Here is a 22613-nt window from a genome sequence, read left to right as displayed (position 1 = left end):
GGTCGAAGTCGACAGCCTCGGCCGCCCGATCCGGTGGTTCTGGTACGGCCCCTCCGTGGAAGGCGCGTCGAGACGATCACCCACCCCACCCCTCTCGCCGGATACACCCGGAGATCGACAGGATCGCAGAGGACGAGCCGTCACCTCGCGGCCAGAGGCCGGTAGCTGCGACGGGCGAGCTGCCGTCAGGGCGTGCGCTTACCCCTCGAGCGAACGCATGCCCGGCGCCCTGGCCTGGACGAGCGCGGCCATGTTCCCAGGCTCGTGGAGGTTCTGCCTCATCTTCATGTGCGCCTTCGGGATCTCGTGCCACGAGAACGTCTCCGAGAGGACCGGACGGACGCGCCCCTCCTGGACCAGGCGGTGCGCCTGGCTCGCCTGCATCAACGTCGCGATATGGCTCCCCTGGATGCGCTTCTGACGCATCCACACGAACCGCGCATCCATCGTGAAGTTGTACCCGGTCGTGCCGGCGCAGAACACCACCATGCCCCCGCGCTTCACCACGAAGCAGCTCACCGGGAACGTCGACTCGCCGGGGTGCTCGAGCACCAGATCGACGTCGGTCTTCTGGCCCGTGATCGACCAGATGGCCTTCCCGAACCGGCGCACCTCGCTCATGTACGCTGCATAGGCCGCGTCGTCGAGCGCGCGCAACGGCCCCCAGCACCTGAACTGGGTGCGGTCGATGACGCCCTTGGCGCCCAGCGACATGACGAAATCGCGCTTCTTCTCGTCCGAGATCACGCCGATCGCGTTCGCCCCCGTCGCGGCGACGAGCTGGACGGCCATCGAGCCCAGGCCGCCGGCCGCGCCCCAGACGAGCACGTTCTGCCCCGGCCGCAGGATGTGCGGGGCGTGCCCGAACAGCATGCGGTACGAGGTCGCCAGCGAGGCGAGGTAAGAGGCGCTCTCTTCCCAGGTCAAGCCCCGGGGCCGCGCGAGCAGCTGCCGCCCCTTCACGACCGTGAACTGGGCGAACGAGCCATGCGGCGTCTCGTATCCCCAGATCCGCTGCGTCGGAGAGAGCAGCGGATCGCCGCCGTTGCACTCCTCGTCCTCGCCGTCGTCCTGGCTGCCGAGCACGATGACCTCGTCGCCGATGCGCCACCGCTTGACCATGCTGCCGACCGCCCACACGACGCCCGCCGCGTCGGAGCCGCACACGTGATAGTCGTGCCGATGCACGTCGAACACCGAGACGGGCTTCCCCAGCGAGGCCCAGATGCCATTGTAGTTGATCCCGGCGGCCATGACCGCGACGAGGACCTCATCCGGGCCGATGCGCGGCGTCGGCACGACCTCGACCTGCATGGCGGTGCTCGGCTCGCCATGGCGATCGCGCCGGATCACCCACGCGACCATGCTCCGCGGCACGTGTCCGAGCGGAGGCATTTCACCCAGCTCATACAGATCCTTTTCTGCGTACGAGGTGCTCTCGCAATACGATGCGTCCGCCATCGCGCTCTCCTGATGCTCGTCGTTTGAAATCGCGCCCCACAGGGCGAGCGCGTCACGCTGACGAAGCGTGTCGGTCAATCTGAAATCGAATGGATGTGATCGGCCCCGAGCAAGCATCGCCTCAGCCTCTCGGCCAGGACCTGGACATGGGGCTCCCGGACCATCGTCCAGTGCGAGCCAGGGACCTCGTACAGCTCGACAGGCTGCGACGAGAACCGTGAGATCGGGTAATAGAGCGTCCCGTAGGGCTCCGCGACCTCCGCGGAGCCGCCGCGCGACGGCTGCTCGGCGGACCGGAAATACGTGAAGGCGCCCGGGTACGTGGGCGCGACGTACGCGCGGAGCGCCCTCTCGTGCGCCGTGAAGAGCCGCCTGACCGAGCTCGTGAAGCCAGCGATGTTCGACCGCAGGACGCCGTCGACGAGGACCTTCGTCAGCTCCCCCTCGCCGAGCCGGCGGAGCTCTGCGTGCGAGCTCTCCGGGTACAGCATGCTCGCGAGCTCGACGTACTCTCTCAGCCTCGACTCGGGGTCGTCGTCGACGCTGAGCAAGCTGTCGATCAGCGTCAACGAAGCGACGCGGCTGCCCTCTCCCACGAGCCGACGGGCCATCTCGAACGCGACGAGGCCTCCGAGCGACCAGCCGCCCAGCAGGTAAGGGCCCGTCGGCTGGACGGCGCGGAGCGCCTCGAGATAACGCGCGGCCATGATTTCGATGCGGTCGTCCGGCTCGCCGTCGTCGTCGAGGCCCCTGGCCTGGATCGCATAGAAAGGGCGATCGTTTCCGAGGTGGCGCGCGAGATCGGCGTAACACAGGACCGGTCCGCCCGCCGGATGCACGCAAAAGAACGGCGTCCCCTGGCCGGAGAGCTGGAGCGGGACCAGGAGCGGGTGGAGCCGCGGCCGCGCGGCCCCGCGAGCGCCCTCCGCCTCCGCCGGCAGCCCCAGCCTGTCCGCGACGTGCTCGGCGAGCGACGCCAGCGTCGGACAGCTGAAGCTCCAGTTGATCGAGAGCTTGAGCTCGAGCGCGGCGCAGAGTCGCCCGCGGAGCTCGAGGCTCATCATCGAGTCCATCCCCAGGTCCGAGAGGCTCGCCGCGCGGTCCACGCGCGCGGGATCCTCGAAGCCCAGCGTCCGCGCGACGGCCTCCTGCAACCATCGCTCGAGCACGCGCCGGCGCTCGAACGCAGCGGCGCCGTTCAGCTGCGCGAGGATCGCGGGCGCAGTCACCTCCGGCCGAGGCTCGATCCGAGCGGGCGCCGGGCGCGGCGCGGCCTCCGAGGGCTCCATCCAGTACCGCTGCCGCTGCCAGGGATAGGCCGGCAGAGACACACACCGCCCTCCCGAAGGATAGAGGCGCTTCCAGTCGATCGCGTGGCCGTGGGCATAGAGGGCCCCGAGCGACTGCAGCAGACAGCGCCGCTCGTCCTGGCCTCGCCGCAGCGTGGGCAGCGCGATCCCCTGCTCTCCCCGGTCGAGGAGGCATTGCTCGAGGTTGCCCGTGAGCGCAGGATGCGGCCCGACCTCCAGGAAATCGCGGTGTCCATCCGCGATCGCCCGCGCGATCGCGCCCGCGAAGCGCACCGGCTCTCGAATGCTCCTCGCCCAGTACGCGGCGTCGAGATCGCCGCCGGCGACGCGCGCCTGCGTGACCGTGCTGTACATCGCGAGCGCGGGGGGGCGGGGCGCGAGCCAGGAGAGAGCGCGCGCGAGCTCGCCCTGGAAGGCGGCCATCTGCTGGCTGTGAAACGCGTAGTTGACCCGGAGCATGCGGCAAGGCACCTGCCGCAGCGCGAGGCGCTGGACGACCTCGGCGAGGGCGTCGTCGTCGCCCGCCAGCACGACCGAGCCAGGGTCGTTGATCGCCGCGATGGAGAGCCGGCCCGCGTGGCCCTCGATGACGCGCGCCGCCTCGTCGGCGGGCATCGCCACGGAGGCCATCCTGCCCCGGCCCGCCGCCTGCTGCATGACGCGCCCGCGGAGCACGACGAGCCGAGCCGCCTCGTCGAGGCCGAGGGCGCCCGCGACGTGCGCGGCCGCCAGCTCGCCGACGCTGTGGCCGACCACCGCGCCCGGCGCGACTCCCCACGATCCCCAGAGCCGGGCGAGCGCCACCTGCACCGCGAAGATCGCCGGCTGGGCCACCTCGGTCTCCGCGAGGCGAGACCTCTCCTCGGGCGCCGTCAGCTCGCCGAGGAGCGAGAAGCCGGCGTGGCGCCGCACGAGCTCATCGCACTCCTCGAGCGCGGCGCGGAAGACCCGCTCCTCCGCGAAGAGCCTTTGACCCATGCCCGCCCATTGCGAGCCCTGTCCGGAGAACACGAAGACGGCCGGGGCGCGCACTCCCCCCTTGGCCACCCCGCGCGCGAGGCCGGGGCGCGCCTCCCCTCGCGCGAACGCGCCCAGCAGCTCCGAGGCCTCCTCGCGCGACGAGGCGACGACGGCGAGCCGGTGCTCGTGATGGCTGCGCCGCGCGCTCGCGGTGTACGCGACGTCTCCAAGGCTCGCCGGCGCCTCGCGCCCGGCGTCCGAGAAGGAGCTCCGGTACGATTGCGCCATGGCCGAGAGCGCCTCTCCCGTCTTCGCGGACACGGGCAGGAGCACGCTCGTCACGTCGCCCACGGGCGCCGGCAACGCGCTCTCCGGCGCCTCTTCCACGATGACGTGGGCGTTGGTGCCGCTCATGCCGAAGGCGCTGACCCCGGCCAGCCGCGCGCGGCCGCCCGCGCTCCAGGCGCGCTTGTGCGCCGGGATGACGAGCGGCGTCCCTTCGAACGAGCTGCGCGGATTCAGCGTGTCGAAATGCAGGTTCGCGGGGATCGCGCGGTGCCTGAGCGAGAGCACCGCCTTGATCAGGCCGATCACGCCGGAGGCGGCCTCGGCGTGCCCGAGGTTCGTCTTCGCCGCCCCCAGCACGCACGGATACCCATCGTCGCGCGGCGCGCCGAGGACGGCCGCGAGCGCCTCGAGCTCGATCGGATCGCCGAGGGGCGTCCCGGTCCCGTGCGTCTCGACGTACCCGATCTCCGAGGGCGATACCCGGGCGCTCTCCAGCGCTCGCCGCAACATCGACTGCTGCGAGAGGACGTTCGGCGCCGTCAGCCCGGTCGAGCGGCCATCCTGGTTCACGGCCGAGCCCCGGATCGTCGCCAGGATGGGATCGCCCGACGAGAGCGCGTCGGAGAGGCGCTTCAGCGCGACGATCCCGCAGCCCTCGGCGCGCACGAAGCCGTTCGCCTCGGCGTCGAACGCCTTGCAGCGCCCGTCGGGCGAGAGGGCGCCCATCTTGGCGAGCAGGCGCGTCGTCGCGGAGGAGAGGATCACGTTGACCCCGCCCGCCAGGGCGAGCGAGCTCTCGCCGCCCCGCAGGCTCTGGCAGGCGAGGTGAACGGCGACGAGCGCCGACGAGCACGCCGTGTCCACGGCGAGGCTCGGACCGTTGAGCCCGAGCGCGTAGGACAGCCTCCCGGCCGGAAAGCAGTGGCCGTTGCCCGTCGCCGTGTAGACGTCCTGCTCGGAGGCGTCGAGGGCCCCGCACAGCTGGGCATAGTCGTTGCCGGTCAAGCCGATGAACACCCCCGTGGACGTCCCCACGAGCTCCTCGGGGACCTGCCCGGCGTTCTCCAGCGCCTCCCAGGCGACCTCCAGCAGGAGGCGCTGCTGAGGATCCATGGCCCTCGCCTCCCGGGGCGAGATCCCGAAGAAGTGCGGGTCGAACCGATCCACGTCCCTCAGGAAGCCGCCCCAGCGGAGCCCGCGCGCCGCAGGATCCGCGGCGCCGCCCGCGGGGACGGCGAGGCCAGGGCGCTCGGCAGGGACCTGGGTCACCGCGTCGCGGCCCTCGTCGAGCAGCCGCCAGAACGCCTCCGGGCTGTCGATTCCGCCCGGGATCCGGCACGCCATGCCGATGATGGCGATCGGCTCGGTCTTCTGCCGCTCCAGGGCGTCGCGCTCGGCCCGCACCGTCTTGAGGGCCGCGAGCAGCTCGCGCAGGCGGGTCGTCACGTCGGGCTCAGGCATGCTCATCTCGATGTTCCCCTTCTGGCGAGCGACAGCTCTGCATCGACGGCGGCGAGCAGCTCATCCATGGCGAGCGGCGGCTGGTCGCCGGGAGGAGCGCCGGCCGCGATGCCTCCCGGCGGCTCCGGAGGTCCGCCGCTCAATGCCATCCTCCCGAGCAGGTGCTCGGCCAGCGATGCGACGTCGGGATAGGCGAAGAGCAACGTCGCCGAGAGCTTGATCCCCAGGCTGGACTCGAGGCGATTGCGCAGCTCGAGGCTCATCAGAGAGTCCATGCCCAGGCCGCTGAACGGGGCTCTCCGCTCGATCCGCGCCGCGTCGAGGCGCAGCACCCGGCCGAGCTGCTGCGCGAGGTGCTTCTCGAGGAGCGACAGCCGCGCAGGGGGGCTCTCCCGCTCGAGCGCCTGCCGGAAGCCGGCGGCGTCCACGGCGCTCGGCCTGCCGCGCTCGCGCTCCTCCTCCTGGAGCTCGGCCCACAGGGGTGAACGAGCCGCCGACGGGTAGGTCTCCAGCCACTGCCGCAGACTCCATTGCATCGCCAGGATCTGGGCGCCGTCCTGGGCGAGGAGGAGATCCAGCGCGCCCAGCGCCTGCGCCTCGGTGAGGCCGGGCATGCCGCGGCTCGCCAGCCGCTCGGCGACCCCCGCTCTCGCGGCCGCGCCCACATCCGAGAACAGCCCCCAATCGATGCTCGTCGCCGGCAGCCCCTGCGCCCGACGGTGGTGCGCCAGCGCGTCCAGAAACGCGTCCGCCGCCGCGTAATTCACGCTGCCGGGAGGGCCCAGCACCGACATCGCCGACGAATACAGCACGAAGAAGTCCAGCGCCGGCGACTCCTCCCCTGCCCTCGCCGACAGCAATGAATGCAGGTTCCACGCTCCCTGCATCTTCGGCGCAAGCGCGCGGAACAACCGCTCTTCCGTCTCCTCCTCCACCGTGCCGTCCACCGCCACCCCCGCCGCGTGCACCACACCGCGCAGCGCCGGCAGCCGCTGGCCGAGCTCCGACAACAGCCCGGCCACGCTCGCCCGCTGCGACACGTCCGCCTGCACCGCGAGCACCTGCGCCCCCTGGCCCTCCATTTCCCTCATCGCCGCGCGCGCCGGCTCCGTCGGCACGCTGCGGCCCACCAGCACAAGGTGCCGCGCCCCTCGCTCCACCATCCACCGCCCCAACGACAGCCCGAGCCCCCCGAGCCCGCCGGTGATCAGGTAGCTGCCGTCCGGCCGCAGCCGCACCCCGCCGCCGTCTCCACCGCCCCGCGCCGGCCCCCGCACCAGCCGCGCCACGTACCGCCCCGACGCCCGCAGCGCCACCTCCGGCTCCCGAGCCCGCGCCACGAGCTCGTCCACCAGCGCCTCCACCCCGTGCTCCGCCGCCCCCTCCCCCAGGTCCACCCGCGTGCACCCGAGCTCCGGGTGCTCCGCGCCGACCGCTCGACCCGCGCCCCACAGCGGCGCTTGCGACACCCGCACCGACTGCGCCTCGGGCCCCGCCGACTGCGCTCCTCGCGTCACCAGGTACAGCCGCGGCGTGTCCCGAAAGCCCCGGCCCACGAGCGCCTTGGCCAAGAGCAGCGCGCTCAGGCTGCCGAGCCGCTGGTCCTCAACGAGCGTCTCGGCGCTCGTCGCCTCCGGCGCCGTCGCGTCCAGCCCGAACAGGTGCACCACGCCACGACACGGGTGCTCCTCGCTGAACGCGTCGGCCAGCAGCGCCGCGTACCCCGACGCGTCCGACGGGTCGAGCCGGTATCGCCTCGGCTCCACCCGCTCATAGCGCTCGGCCGCCACCACGCGCACCGTCGCCTCCCCTCGCCGCTCCAGCTGCGCGCTCAGCGCTGCACCCGTACCCGCTCGGTCCGACAGCAACAGCCACGCTCCCCGCGACTGGCCTCCTCCGCCGCCCTCTCCTCCGAGCTCCTTCCTCCGCCACTCCAGCCGATACAGCAGCTCTGCCGCCCCATCGCTCCTCGCCGCGCGCGCGCCGGACGCGAGCCGCTCTGCGCGCAGCCCGAGCACCTCGACGAGCACCTGCCCCTCGTCGTCGATCAGGTGCAAATCCCCCACGATCCGCGCCGGGCCGGCGCCCTGCGCGGGCCGCATACGACCGTGCACCCACACGTCCCGCCCGGGCCGGCGATGGACGAGGACGCGCTCGACCGACGCGAGCACATACGCCTCTCCCGCGTCGAGCGCCGCCCCCGGCAGCAGCCCGCTCAGGACCTGGAGACAAGCGTCCAGCAGCGCAGGGTGCAGCCCGTAAAGCCCCATCTGCGCGCTCACCTCGTCCGGAGCGCGCACCCGGCCCAGCACCTCCGTCGCGCCTATCCACAGCTGCTCGACGCCGCGGAAGCTCGCGCCGAGCGACAACCCGCGCGCCTCGAGGCGCTCGTAGTGCTCGCCGCCGGTCATCACCCGCGACCGGGGCGCCTCGGTCGCCGCGCCCTCCAGCCCTGCGCATCGGGCCATGATCTCCCGAGGAGACCCGCCCGACCGCGGCCGCCCGGCGCCCTCCGGCGCGGCCCGCACGGTGCCCGTCGCGTGCCGTATCCATGCCTCGCCCTCGCGGCTCGAGATCTGGATCGACGACCGGCCAGGCTCCTCCTCCGCGAGGACCACCTGCACCGTCCGCTCGCCCTCCTCCGGGAGGACGAGCACCCGCTCGAACGCCACGTGCTCCAGCGACAGCGCCGCCCCGCCGTGGACCTCGGCCGCCGCCGCGAGCGCCATCTCCAGGTACGCGGTCCCCGACAGCACCGCGTCGCCGAGGATGCGGTGCTCCGAGAGGTAGGGCAGCGCCTCGAGGCTCAGCGCGCGCTGCCAGAACCAGGTGCCAGGGTGCGCCGACGACGACAGCGGCGCGCCGAGGAGCGGATGGCCCGCCGCGCCGCCCGGCGAGGACCTCGCCTGCGCCCGCCGGCCCGAGGCGCCGCGCTCACGATCCTCCGGGAGCCAGTGGCGCTCTCGCTGCCACGGATACGACGGCAGCGAGACGCAGCGGCCCCCGCGCGGATGGAGCCGGCCCCAGTCCACCGGAGCTCCGTGGACGTACAGGGCGGCGAACGCCTCCAGGAGGCAGCGCCGCTCGTCCTGCTCCCGCCGCAGCGAGGCCAGCGCCGCCCCGCGCCGACCCCGCTCGCGCAGGACTTCCTCGATCGCGGGCACCAGGATGGGGTGCGGGCTGAGCTCGAGGAACAGCGCGCCCGCGCCCTCGCTCAGCCGCTCGATGACCGGCGAGAACAGCACCGGCTCGCGCAGGTTCCGCGCCCAGTAGCCGGCGCCGAGCTCCGCGCCGCCAGAGGGGCTCCCCGTCACGGTCGAGCACAGCGGGACCTGCGCGGCCCTCGGGGAGAGCCCTCCCAGCAGGTCCCGGAGCTCCGCGAGGAGCGGGTCCATCTGCGGGCTGTGCGACGCCACGTCCACCTTGACGCGACGGCAGAACACGCGCGCTCGCTCGAGCTCGACGAGGATCTCCTCCAGCGGCCCCGGCTCCCCGGACAGCACCGTCGATCGCGGGCTGTTGCTCACCGCGATCGACACCTGGCGCTCCCGGCCGCGGAGCGCCCGCGCCGCCTCCTCCAAGGGCAGCTCCACGAGCGCCATCGCCCCGAGCCCGCTCACCCGCCGCAGCAGCCTGCTGCGGCCGCAGACGACCCGCGCCGCGTCCTCCAGCGTGAGCGCGCCGGCGACGTGCGCCGCGGCCACCTCGCCCATGCTGTGGCCCACCACGGCGCTCGGCTCCACCCCCCACCCGCGCCACAGGGCCGCGAGCGCCACCTCGATCGCGAACAGCACCGGCTGGACGACGTCGATGCGACCGAGCCTCGAGCGGTCCTCGGCCGCGGCGAGCTCCTCGAGCACCGAGAAGCCCGCCTCCTCGCGGACGGCGCGGTCGCAGGCCTCGAGCGCCCCGCGGAAGGCCGGCGCCTCGACCAGGAGCCGGCGCCCCATGCCGAGCCACTGCGAGCCCTGGCCCGGGAACACGAAGACCACCCGCGTCGGGCGCTCGCCGCCCGCGTCGCCGCGCGCCACCCCGGGGGGCGCCTCGCCGCGCGCGACGGCCTCCAGCTGCTCGATCAGCTGCTGCCGCGAGGAGGCCACGAGGGCCATGCGGCGCTCATGGTGGCCGCGCCGGACGCCCGCGGTGTAGGCGACGTCCTCGAGGCTCGCCGCCCCGCCGGCCGCCGCGTCGCGCAGGAAGCCGAGGTGCGCCTGCGCCAGCGCGGAGAGCGCCTCCGGCGTCTTCGCCGACAGCGGCACGAGCGCCGCGGCCCCCTCGCCGGAGGCGGCCGCCGGCGCGCACGGCGGCGCCTCCTCCAGCACCACGTGCGCGTTCGTGCCGCTGGCGCCGAAGGAGCTCACCCCGGCGAACCGCGGCGAGCCGCCGGTCCAGGCCAGCTCCTGCGCGGGGATCACGAACGGCGTGCCTTGCAGGGAAACCCTCGGGTTCAGCGTCCGGAAATGCAGGTGGCGCGGGATCACCCGGTGATGCAGCGAGAGCACGGCCTTGATGAGCCCCGCGACGCCCGCCGCCGCCTCGAGGTGCCCCAGGTTGGTCTTCACCGAGCCGATGGCGCAGATCGAGCCGTTCGCGCGCGGCTGGCCCAGCACCTCCTTCAAGGCCTCGAGCTCGATCGGATCGCCGAGCGACGTGCCGGTGCCGTGCGCCTCGACGTAGCCGACCTCCGCGGGCGAGACGCCGGCGCTCTCCAGCGCCTGCCGGAGCAGCGCCTGCTGCGCGAGCACGTTGGGCGCCGTCAGCCCCGTCGAGCGGCCGTCCTGGTTGATCGCCGAGCCGCGGATGACGGCCCAGACGCGATCGCCGTCCCGCTGCGCGTCCGAGAGCCGCTTGAGCACCACGACGCCGCAGCCTTCGGCGCGCACATAGCCATTGGCCGCCGCGTCGAACGTCTTGCACCGGCCGTCCGGCGAGAGCGCCTGCGTCTCGCTGACCATGCACATCGTCGCCGGGGACAGGATCAGGCTGACCCCGCCCGCCAGCGCGAGCTCGCTCTCACCGCCGCGCAGGCTCTGACAGGCGAGGTGGACGGCGACCAGCGAGGACGAGCAGGCCGTGTCGACGGAGACGCAGGGCCCCTGGAGCCCGAGGACGTAGGAGAGGCGGCCGGCCGCCGTGCTGGCCAGATTGCCAGTCCCGCAATAAGCGTCGATGTCCTCCGGGCTCAGCGAGGTGACCCGCTGCTGGTAGTCCAGGGTCGCCAGCCCCATGAACACGCCCGAACGACTGCCCGTCAGCCGTTCGGCGGGCAGGCCCGCGTCCTCCAGGGCCTCCCAGGCCACCTCGAGCAGGAGGCGTTGCTGCGGGTCGAGGCTCGCGGCCTCGCGGGGCGCGATGCCGAAGAACCTGGCGTCGAACCCGTCGACCGCGTCGAGCAGCCCCGCCCAGCGCGCGCCGTGCTTCTCCGCCGGGATCGCCTCCGCCGGCCAGCGGGTCGGGGGGATCGCCCGGATCGCGTCGACGCCGCCCCGGAGGGCCTGCCAGAAGGCGCCGGGGCTCGTCCCGCCGCCGGGGAAGCGGCAGCCGAGGCCGACGATGGCGATCGGCTCGCTCCTCGAGAGCTCGAGGTGCCTCAGCCTCGATTTCAGCTCTCGAATCTTCAGCAGAGAGTCCCGCAAGAGACCCTCCAGGTGCTTGTCGCCGCGAGCGTCGCCGCCGCTCGCCGCGAGCCCCCGCTCGTCACGCTCACTCACGACCGAGCTCCCTCGCCAGCTCGTCGAGCAGCGCGTCCGCCGACAGCCGCGCGACCTCCTCCGCCCCCGCGGGGGCCCCCTCGCCCTCCGCCTGCCGCGGCGAATGACCGGGCCCGCCCCCGAGATCCAGCTTGCCGAGCAGGTACGTCGAGAGCGCCGCGATGTGCGGATAGGTCCAGACCAAGGTCGCCGGCAGGGCGACGGAGAGCCCCGCTTCGAGGCGGTTTCGCAGCTCGAGCCCCATCAGGGAGTCGAACCCGAGGCTCATGAAGGGCGTGTCTCGCTCGATCCGGCCCGGATCCAGCCGGAGGATGAGCGCCGCCTGCTCCCTGACGAGCTGCTGCAGCGCCGCCGGGCGGTCCTCGGGCCTCATCGCCTCGAGCGCCTTCCGGAGCTCGGCCGCGCGGCCGGCGCCGGGCGCCGCCTCGACACGCTCGTCGCGGAGCTCCTCCCAGAGCGGGGACGTGGCGGCGCTCGGGTAGAGCTCGATCCAGTGCCGCAGGCTGAACTTCATCGCGAGCGCCTGGGCCTCGCCTCCAGCGAGCATGCGCGCGAGCACCTCTCTGCCTTGCGCCTCGGTCAGGCCGGGCATGCCGCGGCTCGCCAGCCGCTCGGCGACCCCCGCTCTCGCGGCCGCGCCCACGTCCGAGAACAGCCCCCAATCGATGCTCGTCGCCGGCAGCCCCTGCGCCCGACGGTGGTGCGCCAGCGCGTCCAGAAACGCGTCCGCCGCCGCGTAATTCACGCTGCCGGGAGGGCCCAGCACCGACATCGCCGACGAATACAGCACGAAGAAGTCCAGCGCCGGCGACTCCTCCCCTGCCCTCGCCGACAGCAATGAATGCAGGTTCCACGCCCCCTGCATCTTCGGCGCAAGCGCGCGGAACAACCGCTCTTCCGTCTCCTCCTCCACCGTGCCGTCCACCGCCACCCCCGCCGCGTGCACCACACCGCGCAGCGCCGGCAGCCGCTGGCCGAGCTCCGACAACAGCCCGGCCACGCTCGCCCGCTGCGACACGTCCGCCTGCACCGCGAGCACCTGCGCCCCCTGGCCCTCCATCTCCCTCATCGCCGCGCGCGCCGGCTCCGTCGGCACGCTGCGGCCCACCAGCACAAGGTGCCGCGCCCCTCGCTCCACCATCCACCGCCCCAACGACAGCCCGAGCCCCCCGAGCCCGCCGGTGATCAGGTAGCTGCCGTCCGGCCGCAGCCGCACCCCGCCGCCGTCTCCACCGCCCCGCGCCGGCCCCCGCACCAGCCGCGCCACGTACCGCCCCGACGCCCGCAGCGCCACCTCCGGCTCCCGAGCCCGCGCCATCAGCTCGTCCACCAGCGCCTCCACCCCGTGCTCCGCCGCCCCCTCCCCCAGGTCCACCCGCGTGCACCCGAGCTCCGGGTGCTCCGCTCCCACCGCTCGACCCGCGCCCCACAGCGGCGCTTGCGACACCCGCACCGACTGCGCCTCGGGCCCCGCCGACTGCGCTCCTCGCGTCACCAGGTACAGCCGCGGCGTGTCCCGGAACCCCCGGCCCACGAGCGCCTTGGCCAAGAGCAGCGCGCTCAGGCTGCCGAGCCGCTGGTCCTCAAGGAGCGTCTCGGCGCTCGTCGCCTCCTGTGCCGTCGCGTCCAGCCCGAACAGGTGCACCACGCCACGACACGGATGCTCCTCGCTGAACGCGTCGGCCAGCAGCGCCGCGTACCCCGACGCGTCCGACGGGTCGAGCCGGTATCGCCTCGGCTCCACCCGCTCGTAGCGCTCGGCGGCCAGCACACGCACCGTCGCCTCCCCTCGCCGCTCCAGCTGCGCGCTCAGCGCTGCACCCGTCCCCCCTCGGTCCGACAGCACGAGCCACGCTCCCCGCGACTGGCCACCTTCGCCGCCCTCGGCTCCGAGCTCCTTCCTCCGCCACTCCAGCCGATACAGCAGCTCTGCCGCCCCATCGCTCCTCGCCGCGCGCCGGTCGGCGCAGCCACCGCCGCCCGGAAGCCAGTACGGCGCTCGCTGCCACGGATAGCCGGGCAGCGACACGCACCGCCCCCCCGAGGGATAGAGCCGCTTCCAGTCGACCGGATGGCCGTGAGCGTGCAGGGCGCCGAGCGACTCCAGGAGAGAGCGCCGCGCGTCCTGCGCCCGCCGCAGCGACGCGAGCGAGGCGCCCTCGCGCTGCCCGTCCCGCAGCGCCTCCTCGACGGAGTGCACCAGGACCGGGTGCGGGCTGATCTCCAGGAACATCGCGTGATCGCCCTCGATGAGCCGCTCGATCGCCCGCGAGAACAGCACCGGACGCCGCATGTTCTGCGCCCAGTACTCGGCCCCGAGCTCCGGCCCCTCGCAGACCTCCCCGCTCACGGTCGAGCGCATCGGGACGCGGCAGGGCGCCGGCGAGAGCCCCGCGAGCGCCTCCCGGAGCTCGTCCATGAGCGGATCCACCTGCGGGCTGTGCCCGGCGCCGTCGGTCCTCACCCGGCGGACGAAGACCTGCTCCCGCTCGAGCCGCGCAAGGAGCTCGTCCATGGCGGCGGGCTCTCCGGAGAGCACCGTCGACCTCCGGCTGTTGCTGACGGCCACCGCGAGCCGGCGCTCGTGGCCGCGGATCGCCTCCTCCGCCCGCGCGAGCGGCAGCTCGACCACCGCCATGGCCCCCTTGCCGCTCAGCCGCGAGAGCAGCCGGCTGCGGTGGACGATGATCCGCGCGCCGTCCTCCAGCGTCAGCGCTCCGGCCGCGCACGCGGCCGCGACCTCGCCCATGCTGTGCCCGACGATCGCGTCGGGCTCCACGCCCCACGAGCGCCACAGGGCCGTGAGCGCCACGCCGATCGCGAAGAGCGCGGGCTGCACCACGTCCACGCGCCCGAGCGCGATCGGCCCGCCGTCGGCGCGCAGCGCTTCGAGGAGCGAGAACCCGGCCTCCTCGCGCACGGCCGCGTCGCACGCCTCCATCGCCTCGCGGAAGACCGGCTCCTCGCCGAGGAGCGAGAGGCCCATCCCCGCCCACTGAGAGCCCCACCCCGAGAACACGAAGACGATCTTCGGCTGGACCGCGGGCGCCGCTCGCCCCCGCGCCACGCCCGGCCGCGCCTCGCCGCGCGCGAACGCGTCGAGCGACGCGGCGAGCTCCTCCCGCGAGCTGCCCAGCACCGCCAGGCGATGCTCGTGATGGCTGCGCCGCACGCTCGCGGTGTAGGCGATGTCCCGCAGCGACGCGCCCGCCTCGGCCGGGGCCTGGCGCAGGAAGCGCCCGTAAGCGTCGGCCATCGCGGAGAGCGCCTCGGGCGTCCTCGCCGACAGGGGCAGGAGCGTCAGGAGATCGCCAGTCGCAGGCGCCTCCGCGACGCCCTCGGGCGCCTCCGCGACGCCCTCGGGCGCCTCCGCGACGCCCTCGGGCGCCTCCGCGACGCCCTCGGGCGCCTCCTCGAGCAGCACGTGGGCGTTCGTGCCGCTCATCCCGAACGAGCTCACGCCCGCGCGCCGCCGCCGGCCCTCGCCGCGCCACGCTGCGGCCTTCGTGGTCACCTCGACCGGCAGCTCGGACCAGGGAATGCGCGGGTTCAGCGCGCTCGCGTGCAGGTGCGCCGGCAGCTCGCCGCGCTGGAGCGAGAGCACGACCTTCATGAGCCCCGCGATGCCGGCCGCCGCCTCCAGGTGGCCGATGTTTGTCTTCACCGCGCCGAGCCGGAGGGGCCGCCCCGCGGGCCGGCCGGCGCCATACACCGCCGCGAGCGCCTCGACCTCGATCGGGTCGCCCAGCGGCGTCCCCGTCCCGTGGGCCTCGACGTAATCGACGTCGCCGGGAGACAGCCGCGCGTCCGAGAGCGCCTTCCGGATCACCGCCTGCTGCGCCTGGCCGTTGGGCACGGTCAGGCCGCTGCTATGACCGTCGTTGTTCACCGCCGATCCGCGGATCACGGCGAGGACGCGATCGCCGTCCCGCCGCGCGTCCGAGAGCCGCTTGAGCACCACCATGCCGCAGCCTTCGCCGCGGCCATAGCCGTTCGCCTCGGCAGAGAACGTCTTGCAGCGGCCGTCCGGCGCGAGCGCGCGGGCGCGCGCCAGGTACACGTACATGAGCGGGGCGAGCATCAGCTGCACGCCGCCCGCCACGGCCACGTTGCACTCGGACGCCCGCAGGCTCTGGCACGCCAGGTGGACCGCCACGAGCGACGAGGAGCACGCCGTGTCCACCGCCGCGCTGGGGCCCTGCAGCCCGAGCACGTACGACAGCCGACCCGCCGAGAAGCTCGTGAAGGTGCCGGACATCGTGTAAGCGTCCATCGCCTCCAGGCGCTCGGACTCGCGCTGCAGGACGCCGTAGTCGCTCAGGCCGATCCCGACGAAGACCCCCGTCAGCGGATCGCTGCCAGGCACGAGGCCGGCGTGCTCGAACGCCTCCCAGATCACCTCCATCAGCAGCCGGTGCTGCGGGTCGATGTTCGCCGCCTCGCGCGGCGAGATCCCGAAGAACCGCGCGTCGAACAGATCCGGCGAGGTCGAGAGGAACGCCCCCTCCCGCGCATACGTTTTGCCGGGAGCGTCCGGGTCCGGATCGTAATACGCGTCCGCGTCCCATCGCTCCTTCGGGATCGGCCCCACGGCGTCGACGCCGTCCGCGAGCAGCCGCCAGAACCCCTCCGCGTCCGCGACGCCGCCCGGGAGCCGGCAGCCCAGGCCGACGATCGCGATCGGCTCATGATCGCGGTCGAGCGCTGGCTCGCCGCCCGCATCGCCGGCGCGGCGCGGCGCCTCGCCGACGCCCGCCGGGGCCGCGGCCGGCTCGCCCAGGGAGAGCCGCTCGAGCAGGTGCTCGGCCAGGGCGACCACGTTCGGATGGTTGAACGTCACGCTCGACGGCAGCGGGAGGCCGAGCGCCTGATGCAGGCGCCTGCGGAGCTCCACCGCCATCAGCGAGTCCAGGCCGAGGTCGAAGAAGCCGCGCGTCGGGTCGACCCGCTCGGCGTCGCCGAACCCGAGCGTCTGCGCGACCGCCCCCTGCAGCCACCGCTGCATCCGCCGCCGGCGCTCGCGCGGGGGAGCCGCCCCGAGCTCGTCGAGCAAGGCCGCCTCGGCCGGCCCGGACGCCGCCTCCGCCGGCCGCGGCATCTCCGAGAGGAGCGGGCGAGGCCCGCCGGTCTCGACGACCGCGCGGAACCGGGGCCAGTCCACGTCGGCCACCACGACCTGCGCCGCGTCGGCCTCGAGGATCCGGCCCAGGATCGCGAGCGCCACGCCGGGGCCGAGGGCCTTCACCCCTCGCCGCTCGAGGGCGGCGAGCCCCCGCTCGGTCATCATGCCGCCGCCCTGCCAGGGCCCCCAGTTGACGGCGAACGCGGGCGCCCCGGCGGCGCGCCGCGCCGTCACCCACGCGTCCAGGAACGCGTTGGCCGCCGCATAGCCGGCCTGCCCGCCCGAGCCCCACACCGAGGCGATCGACGAGAAGCAGACGAAGGCGGTCAGCGGGCGATCGCGCGTCAGCGCGTCCAGCACCAGGGTGCCGTGGACCTTCGGGGCCAGCACCTCGGCGAGCCGGGCGCCGTCCAGGGCCGCGAGCGGCGTGTGATCCTCGACGCCGGCCGCATGGAAGACCGCCGAGAGCGGCGGGAGCCGCGCGTCGATGTCCGCGAGCACCGCGGCCATGGCGCCCGCGTCCGCGACGTCGGCCCGGGCCACCGTGACGGAGGCGCCGAGCGCCTCGAGCGCCGCGATCGACGACCGCGCCTGCTCCGTCGACGCGCCCCGCCGGCCCGTGAGGACCAGGTGCCGGACCCCGCGCCGCGCGAGCCACTCGGCCACGCGGAGCCCGAGCGCGCCCAGGCCCCCGGTGATCAGCGCCGTGCCCGGGGTGGACCACCGCGCCGCGCGCGACCGACGCCCGCGGTGGCGCACGAGCCGCTGAACGAAGCGGCCCGACGGCCGCAGCGCCACGAGGTCCTCGCCGTCGGGCGCGAGGATCTGGCTCACCAGCGCGGCCACGGTGTCCTGGCCGATCTCGGCCGGAAGCTCGGCCGGAAGCTCGGCCGGAAGATCGATGAGCCCGCCCCAGAGCGCCGGGCGCTCGAGCGACATCGCCCGGCCGAGCCCCCAGAGCGTCGCGTGCTCGGGCGCGATCAGCCGATCCCCGGGCCCGACGGACACGGCGCCGCGGGTCACGAGCCAGAGCTTCGGCGCGCCGCGCCGCTCCGACCTCGACGCGGGCCCGCGATCCGCGCTCGCCGCGGCCTCGCCCGCGGCCTGGATCCAGGCCAGCGCGCTCTGGACGCCCCGCTCGAGGGCCGCGTCGGTGCCCTCCGCGCGGTCCAGGCTGGCGAGGTGGATCACGCCGCGCGCCGGCCCCCGCTCTCGCCGGAGCTCCGCCCAGAGGCGCGCGAGCGCCTCCGTCGGACCCGGGTCGAGCGCGCCCTCGCCCGCCGATCCGCGAGCGCGGACGCCGGCCGCGCGGATCCGCGAGCAGACGCCGCCCGCCGACTCCAGCGCGTCCGCGACCCGGTCCCCGACCCCGCCCTCGTCGACCAGCACGACCCAGTGCCCCGCGGCCGGCGGCCGCGGGGCGAGGGCGTGCCGGCGCTGCCACTCCAGCCCGTACACCGCGTCGCCGCGCTCCGCGTCGGCGTCGAGGCGGGCCTGCTCCGCGGTCTTCCGCAGCGCTTCGAGGGCCCGCGCGACCACCGGCAGCTCCTCGGCCGAGAGCCCCGCCTCGGCCGCGACCGACGCGGCGAGGGCCGCCGCGCCCTTCGCGTCGAGCAGCGACGCCAGCGCCGCCGAGCGCGCCTCCGCCTCGCGCGGGCCGCGGAGCGCCGGCGCCGGCGCTCCTCGAGGGTCGTCCACCCAGCAGCGCTCCCGCTGCCACGGATAGGCAGGGAGCGCCACGCAGCGCGCGCCGCCCGGGTAGAGCTGCCGCCATTCCACCGGATGGCCCTGGACGTACAGGGCGCCGAGCGACTGGAGCAGACACCACCGCTCCTCCTGCGCCCGCCGCAGCGTCGAGACGGCGTGGCCCTCCTGCGCCCGCGCGGCCAGGCACAGCTCGACGTTGGCCGAGAGCACCGGGTGCGGACCGAGCTCCAGGAACGTGCGGTATCCGTCGAGGATGGCGGCGTCCACGGCGCCCGCGAACAGCACCGGCTCGCGGATGTTCCTCGACCAGTACGCGCCGTCGAGCGGCGCTCCGCCGACCTTCGCCCCGGTGACCGTGCTGTACATCGGGAGCGCCGGGCAGGCCGCGTCGAGCTGCTCGAGCGCCGCCGCGAGCTCGCCCTGGAAGGGCGCCATCTGCGGGCTATGGAAGGCATAGTTGACCCTGAGCTCGCGGCACTGCACGCCCTCCCGCCGCAGGCGCTCCAGGACCTCCGCGAGCGCCCCGGCCTCGCCGGAGAGCACGACGGATCCCGGGTCGTTCACCGCCGCCAGCGAGCGCTCGCCCTCGAGGCCGCGCAGCAGGCGCGCCGCCTGCTCGGGGGAGATCTCCGCCGAGGCCATCTTCCCGAGGCCGGTGGACCGCTGCATCAGGCGGCTCCGGTGGTGGACGACGCGCACGGCGTCCGGGAGGCTCAGCGCCCCGGCGACGTGCGCCGCCGCCACCTCGCCGACGCTGTGCCCGATCACGGCGTCGGGGACGACGCCCCAGGATCGCGCGAGCTCCGCGAGCGCGACCTCGAGCGCGAAGAGCGCCGGCTGCGCCACCTCGGTCTCGTGCACGCGCGAGACCGGCCCGGGGGTGGAGAGCTGCTCGAGGAGCGACCAGCCCGAGAGCGGCTGCAAGAGCCGGTCGCAGGCCTCGACGACCTCGCGGAAGACCGGCTCCTCGTCGAGCAACGCGCGGCCCATGCCGGCCCACTGCGACCCCTGCCCGGGAAACACGAAGACGACCTTCGGCCGCCCGCCCCGCTGCGCCTCGCCGGACGCGACGCCGGGGCGCGCCTCGCCGCGCAGGAAGGACGAGATCGCCTCGCCGAGCTCATCGGCCGACCGCCCCACGACGGCCAGCCGATGCTCGTGATGGCTGCGCCGGACGCTCGCCGTGTAGCAGACATCGCGCATGGAGAGATCCGGCTGCGCGAGCGTCGAGGACAGGACGGAGCGCGCCGCGTCCGCGAGCGCCGCCCGCGATCGCGCCGAGAGCACGAGCAGCTCGAACGGCCGCGGCCCGGCCGCCTCCGGGGCGCGCGGCTCGGCCGCTGGCGCGCCGCGATCGACGCCGGGCAGGGCGCGCGAGGGCGACGCCGGCCCCCGGTACACCGCGCCCCAGCACACGGGCGCTCCGCGCGTGTAGAGCGCCCCGAGCGCGTCCAGGAGGACCGCGCGCCCGGCCTCCTCGCGCCGCAGCGACGGCAGCACCGTGCCTCCTCGACCCCGGTGGGCGAGGCTCCGCTCGACCGCGTGCGCCAGCACGGGGTGGGGGCTGAGCTCGAGGAACGCGTCGTACCCGTCGTCGAGGAGGCGATCAATCGCAGGCGCGAAGCGGACCGGCTCGCTCAGGTTGCGCCCCCAGTAGGCGGCGTCGAGCGCTTCGCCGTCGAGCGCGGCCGCGGTCACCGAGGAGTAGAACGGAATCGAGCAGCGCGCGGGCCGCAGCCCCTCGAGCGCGCGCACCAGCTCGCCGCGCAGCGCGTCCATCGAGGGCCCGTGCGGCGCGTAGTTCATCGCGATCCGCCGCGCGAAGGTCCCTCGCTCGCGCAGCTCCGCGAGGAGCTCGTCCAGCGCCGCGGCGTCGCCGGACACGATCGTGGAGCTCGGGCCCGTCGTGCCCGCCACCGACAGGCGGCCTGCGCGGCCCGCGACCGCGCGCCGCGCCTCGTCCAGCGGGAGCTCGAGGAGCGCCGCGCCCCCGCGGCCGCTCACCCGCAGGGCGAGCCGACCCATGCGGCAGATGACCCTCGCGGCGTCCTCGAGCGACAGCGCGCCTGCCGCGTGGGCGGCCGCGACCTCGCCGATGCTCTGCCCGACCACGGCGTCGGGCCGCACGCCCCACGAGCGCCAGAGCGCGGCGAGCGCGACCTGCACGGCGAAGATCGCGGGCTGGACGATGTCGCTGTCCTCGAGCGATCGGGCGTCGCCGCGGGTGAGGACCTCCAGTACGGACCAGCCCGCGTGGGGCCGCATCGCCCGCGCGCATCGCTCGATCGCCGACCGGAACACGATCTCCTGACGGAGGAGATCCCGGCCCATGCCGAGCCACTGCGATCCGTGGCCCCCGAACATGAAGACGAGCCTCGGCCGCCGCTCGCCCGCGCGCCCGCTGGCCAGCCCGGGCAGGGCGCGCCCCTCGAGGAAGCTCGAGAGGCGCGCGGACAGCTCCTCGTGGGAGCGGGCCGTGATGGCCAATCGATGCGCCTCGCCGCTCAGCCGGGCCGCGGCCGACGAGCAGAGCTCCGCGAGCGGCGGACGACCGGCGGCCCGACCCGACAGCTCGCCGAACGACGTCGCGAGCGCCTGGAGCGCATCGGCGCTGTGCGCCGACAGCGGGAGGAGGTGCGCCGCCGGGCCCTCGCGGACGCCCTCGACGACGACATGGCAGTTGGTGCCGCCGAAGCCGAAGGCGCTCACCCCGGCCACGACCGGCGCCCCGTCGTCCGGCCAGGGCTCCCTGCGCTGCGCCACGTTCAAGCGCAGCTCCTCGAAGGCGATATGCGGGTTCGGCTGCTCGAAATGGAGGCTCGGCGGGATCTCGAGGTGCCGGACCGTGAGGGCCGCCTTGATCAACCCGGCCACGCCCGCGGCGGCCTCGAGGTGGCCGATGTTCGTCTTGACGGAGCCGATGAGCAGCGGCCGCTCGGCGGGGCGATCCGCACAGAGGACCGCGGCGAGGGCCCTCGCCTCGATCGGATCGCCGAGGTTCGTGCCGGTGCCGTGGGCCTCGACATACCTCACCTGGTCCGGCCTGATCCCGGCCCGCGCGTACGCGTCGCGGAGCAACGCCTCCTGCGCCGCGGGGTTCGGCGCCGTCAGGCCGTTACTGAACCCGTCGTTGTTCACCGCGCTGCCGCGGATGACGCCGTGGATGGGATCGCCGTCGAGCAGCGCCTGCGCCAGGGGCTTGAGCACCACCACGCCCGCCCCCTCGCCGCGCACGTAGCCGTTCGCGCGGGCGTCGAACGCCTTGGATCGACCGTCGGGCGAGAGGACCCCCAGCCTCGACATCGCCACGGCGCTCTCGGGGGCGAGCATCAGGTTGACCCCTCCGGCGAGCGCGAGCTCGGACTCTCCGCGGAGCAGGCTCTGGCAGGCGAGGTGGACGGCAACGAGGGAGGACGAGCACGCCGTGTTCACCGCCATGCTCGGCCCCTCCAGGCCGAGCACATAGGAGACCCGCGCGGCGAGGATGCTCAGGTCCTGGCCCGTGGCCGAGTGCTGCGCGATCCGGTCGGCCGCGCCCCCCGCCACCTTCCCGTAATCGCTCCACATCGCGCCGAAGAACACCCCGGACCGGCTGCCCCTCATCCCGCGCGGCGGTATCCCGGCGTCCTCGAGCGCCTCCCACGAGAGCTCCAGCATCAGCCGCTGCTGCGGGTCCATCTGGACGGCCTCTCGCGGCGAGATGTCGAAGAACTGCGGATCGAACCGATCCACCTGCTCCAGGAATCCCCCCCAGCGCGCGCCCGCGGCGCCGGCGTCGTCGCCGTGGAGCGCCTCGACGTCCCACCGGTCCGCGGGGACCTCCGTGATCGCGTCGCCACCGTCGCACAGGAGCTGCCAGAAGGCCGAGAGGCTCGGCGCCCCCGGGAAGCGGCACGCCATCCCGACGATCGCGATGGGCTCGTCCGCGAGCGCCGCGGCGGGCGACGCGCGCGGCCGAGCGGGCGGCGGGCTCTCGCCCCCGTCCAGGTGAAGCGCGAGCGCCTCGATGGTCGGATATCTCCAGACGAGCGTCGGCGAGAGCGGTCTCCCGAGCGCGGCGCCGAGGCCCGCGAGGAGCTCCGCCGCGTCGCGAGAGCCGAGCCCATAACGGCTGAATCGCTCGCGGACGTCGATCGACCCGGGCGCCACGCCCGAGCGCTCCGACAGCCGGAGGACGAGCCATTCCTGGATGTCCTCCCTCTTGAGAGACGTCCCCGAGCTTCCCTGCGTGCTCATCCTTCGAGTCCTCACCCCACCGAGCGACACACCGCGAGCGGGAAACGCCGCCTCGGCCCAATACGCACCAGCGCGCGTCACCACCGCGTCAGCATGCGCAATTACGCAATGCGCGTGCCGTCATTCTCCGTCCTGGATTGGCCTTCGACTACGCCAGCACGGCAATGCCCCGGCGACGAAGTGAGCCGCTGCGCGACGCCCTGCGTTGTCGCGGCGCTCTTCGCGTCGCTTTCCTGCCATGGCACAGCGCCCGCGGTGCCATGGCACAATGCCTCGGTGCCATGGCACCGTGCCTGTTGCGCCGGCGCCGCGACTCGTCACGGGCGCGGCGACCGCGGCGGATTCAATCGTGCGGCG

4 protein-coding genes are annotated in these 22613 nt (G+C 74.5%); all 4 read right to left on the bottom strand.

Translation table 11 applies throughout. The annotated features are described in order from the left end of the window. Positions 1-198: 198 nt before the first annotated feature. Complete coding sequence (gene ccrA / locus NQZ70_RS17525) at positions 199-1461, bottom strand: crotonyl-CoA carboxylase/reductase (protein ID WP_129575230.1); 1263 nt, start codon at positions 1459-1461, stop codon at positions 199-201. 74 nt (positions 1462-1535) lie between these two features. After that, on the bottom strand, positions 1536-5486 hold the full coding sequence (locus NQZ70_RS17520) for a type I polyketide synthase (protein ID WP_129575229.1): 3951 nt from the start codon (positions 5484-5486) through the stop codon (positions 1536-1538). After that, on the bottom strand, positions 5483-11191 hold the full coding sequence (locus tag NQZ70_RS17515) for a type I polyketide synthase (RefSeq protein ID WP_237245381.1): 5709 nt from the start codon (positions 11189-11191) through the stop codon (positions 5483-5485). The genes NQZ70_RS17520 and NQZ70_RS17515 overlap by 4 nt, the downstream gene beginning before the upstream one ends. Then, on the bottom strand, positions 11184-22256 hold the full coding sequence (locus tag NQZ70_RS17510) for a type I polyketide synthase (protein WP_272828599.1): 11073 nt from the start codon (positions 22254-22256) through the stop codon (positions 11184-11186). The genes NQZ70_RS17515 and NQZ70_RS17510 overlap by 8 nt, the downstream gene beginning before the upstream one ends. Between the last annotated feature and the right edge of the window lie 357 nt (positions 22257-22613).

This window comes from Sorangium sp. So ce836, assembly GCF_028553905.1.
Taxonomy (GTDB): domain Bacteria; phylum Myxococcota_A; class Polyangia; order Polyangiales; family Polyangiaceae; genus Sorangium; species Sorangium cellulosum_D.
This window is presented reverse-complemented; position numbering and strand designations above follow the sequence as displayed.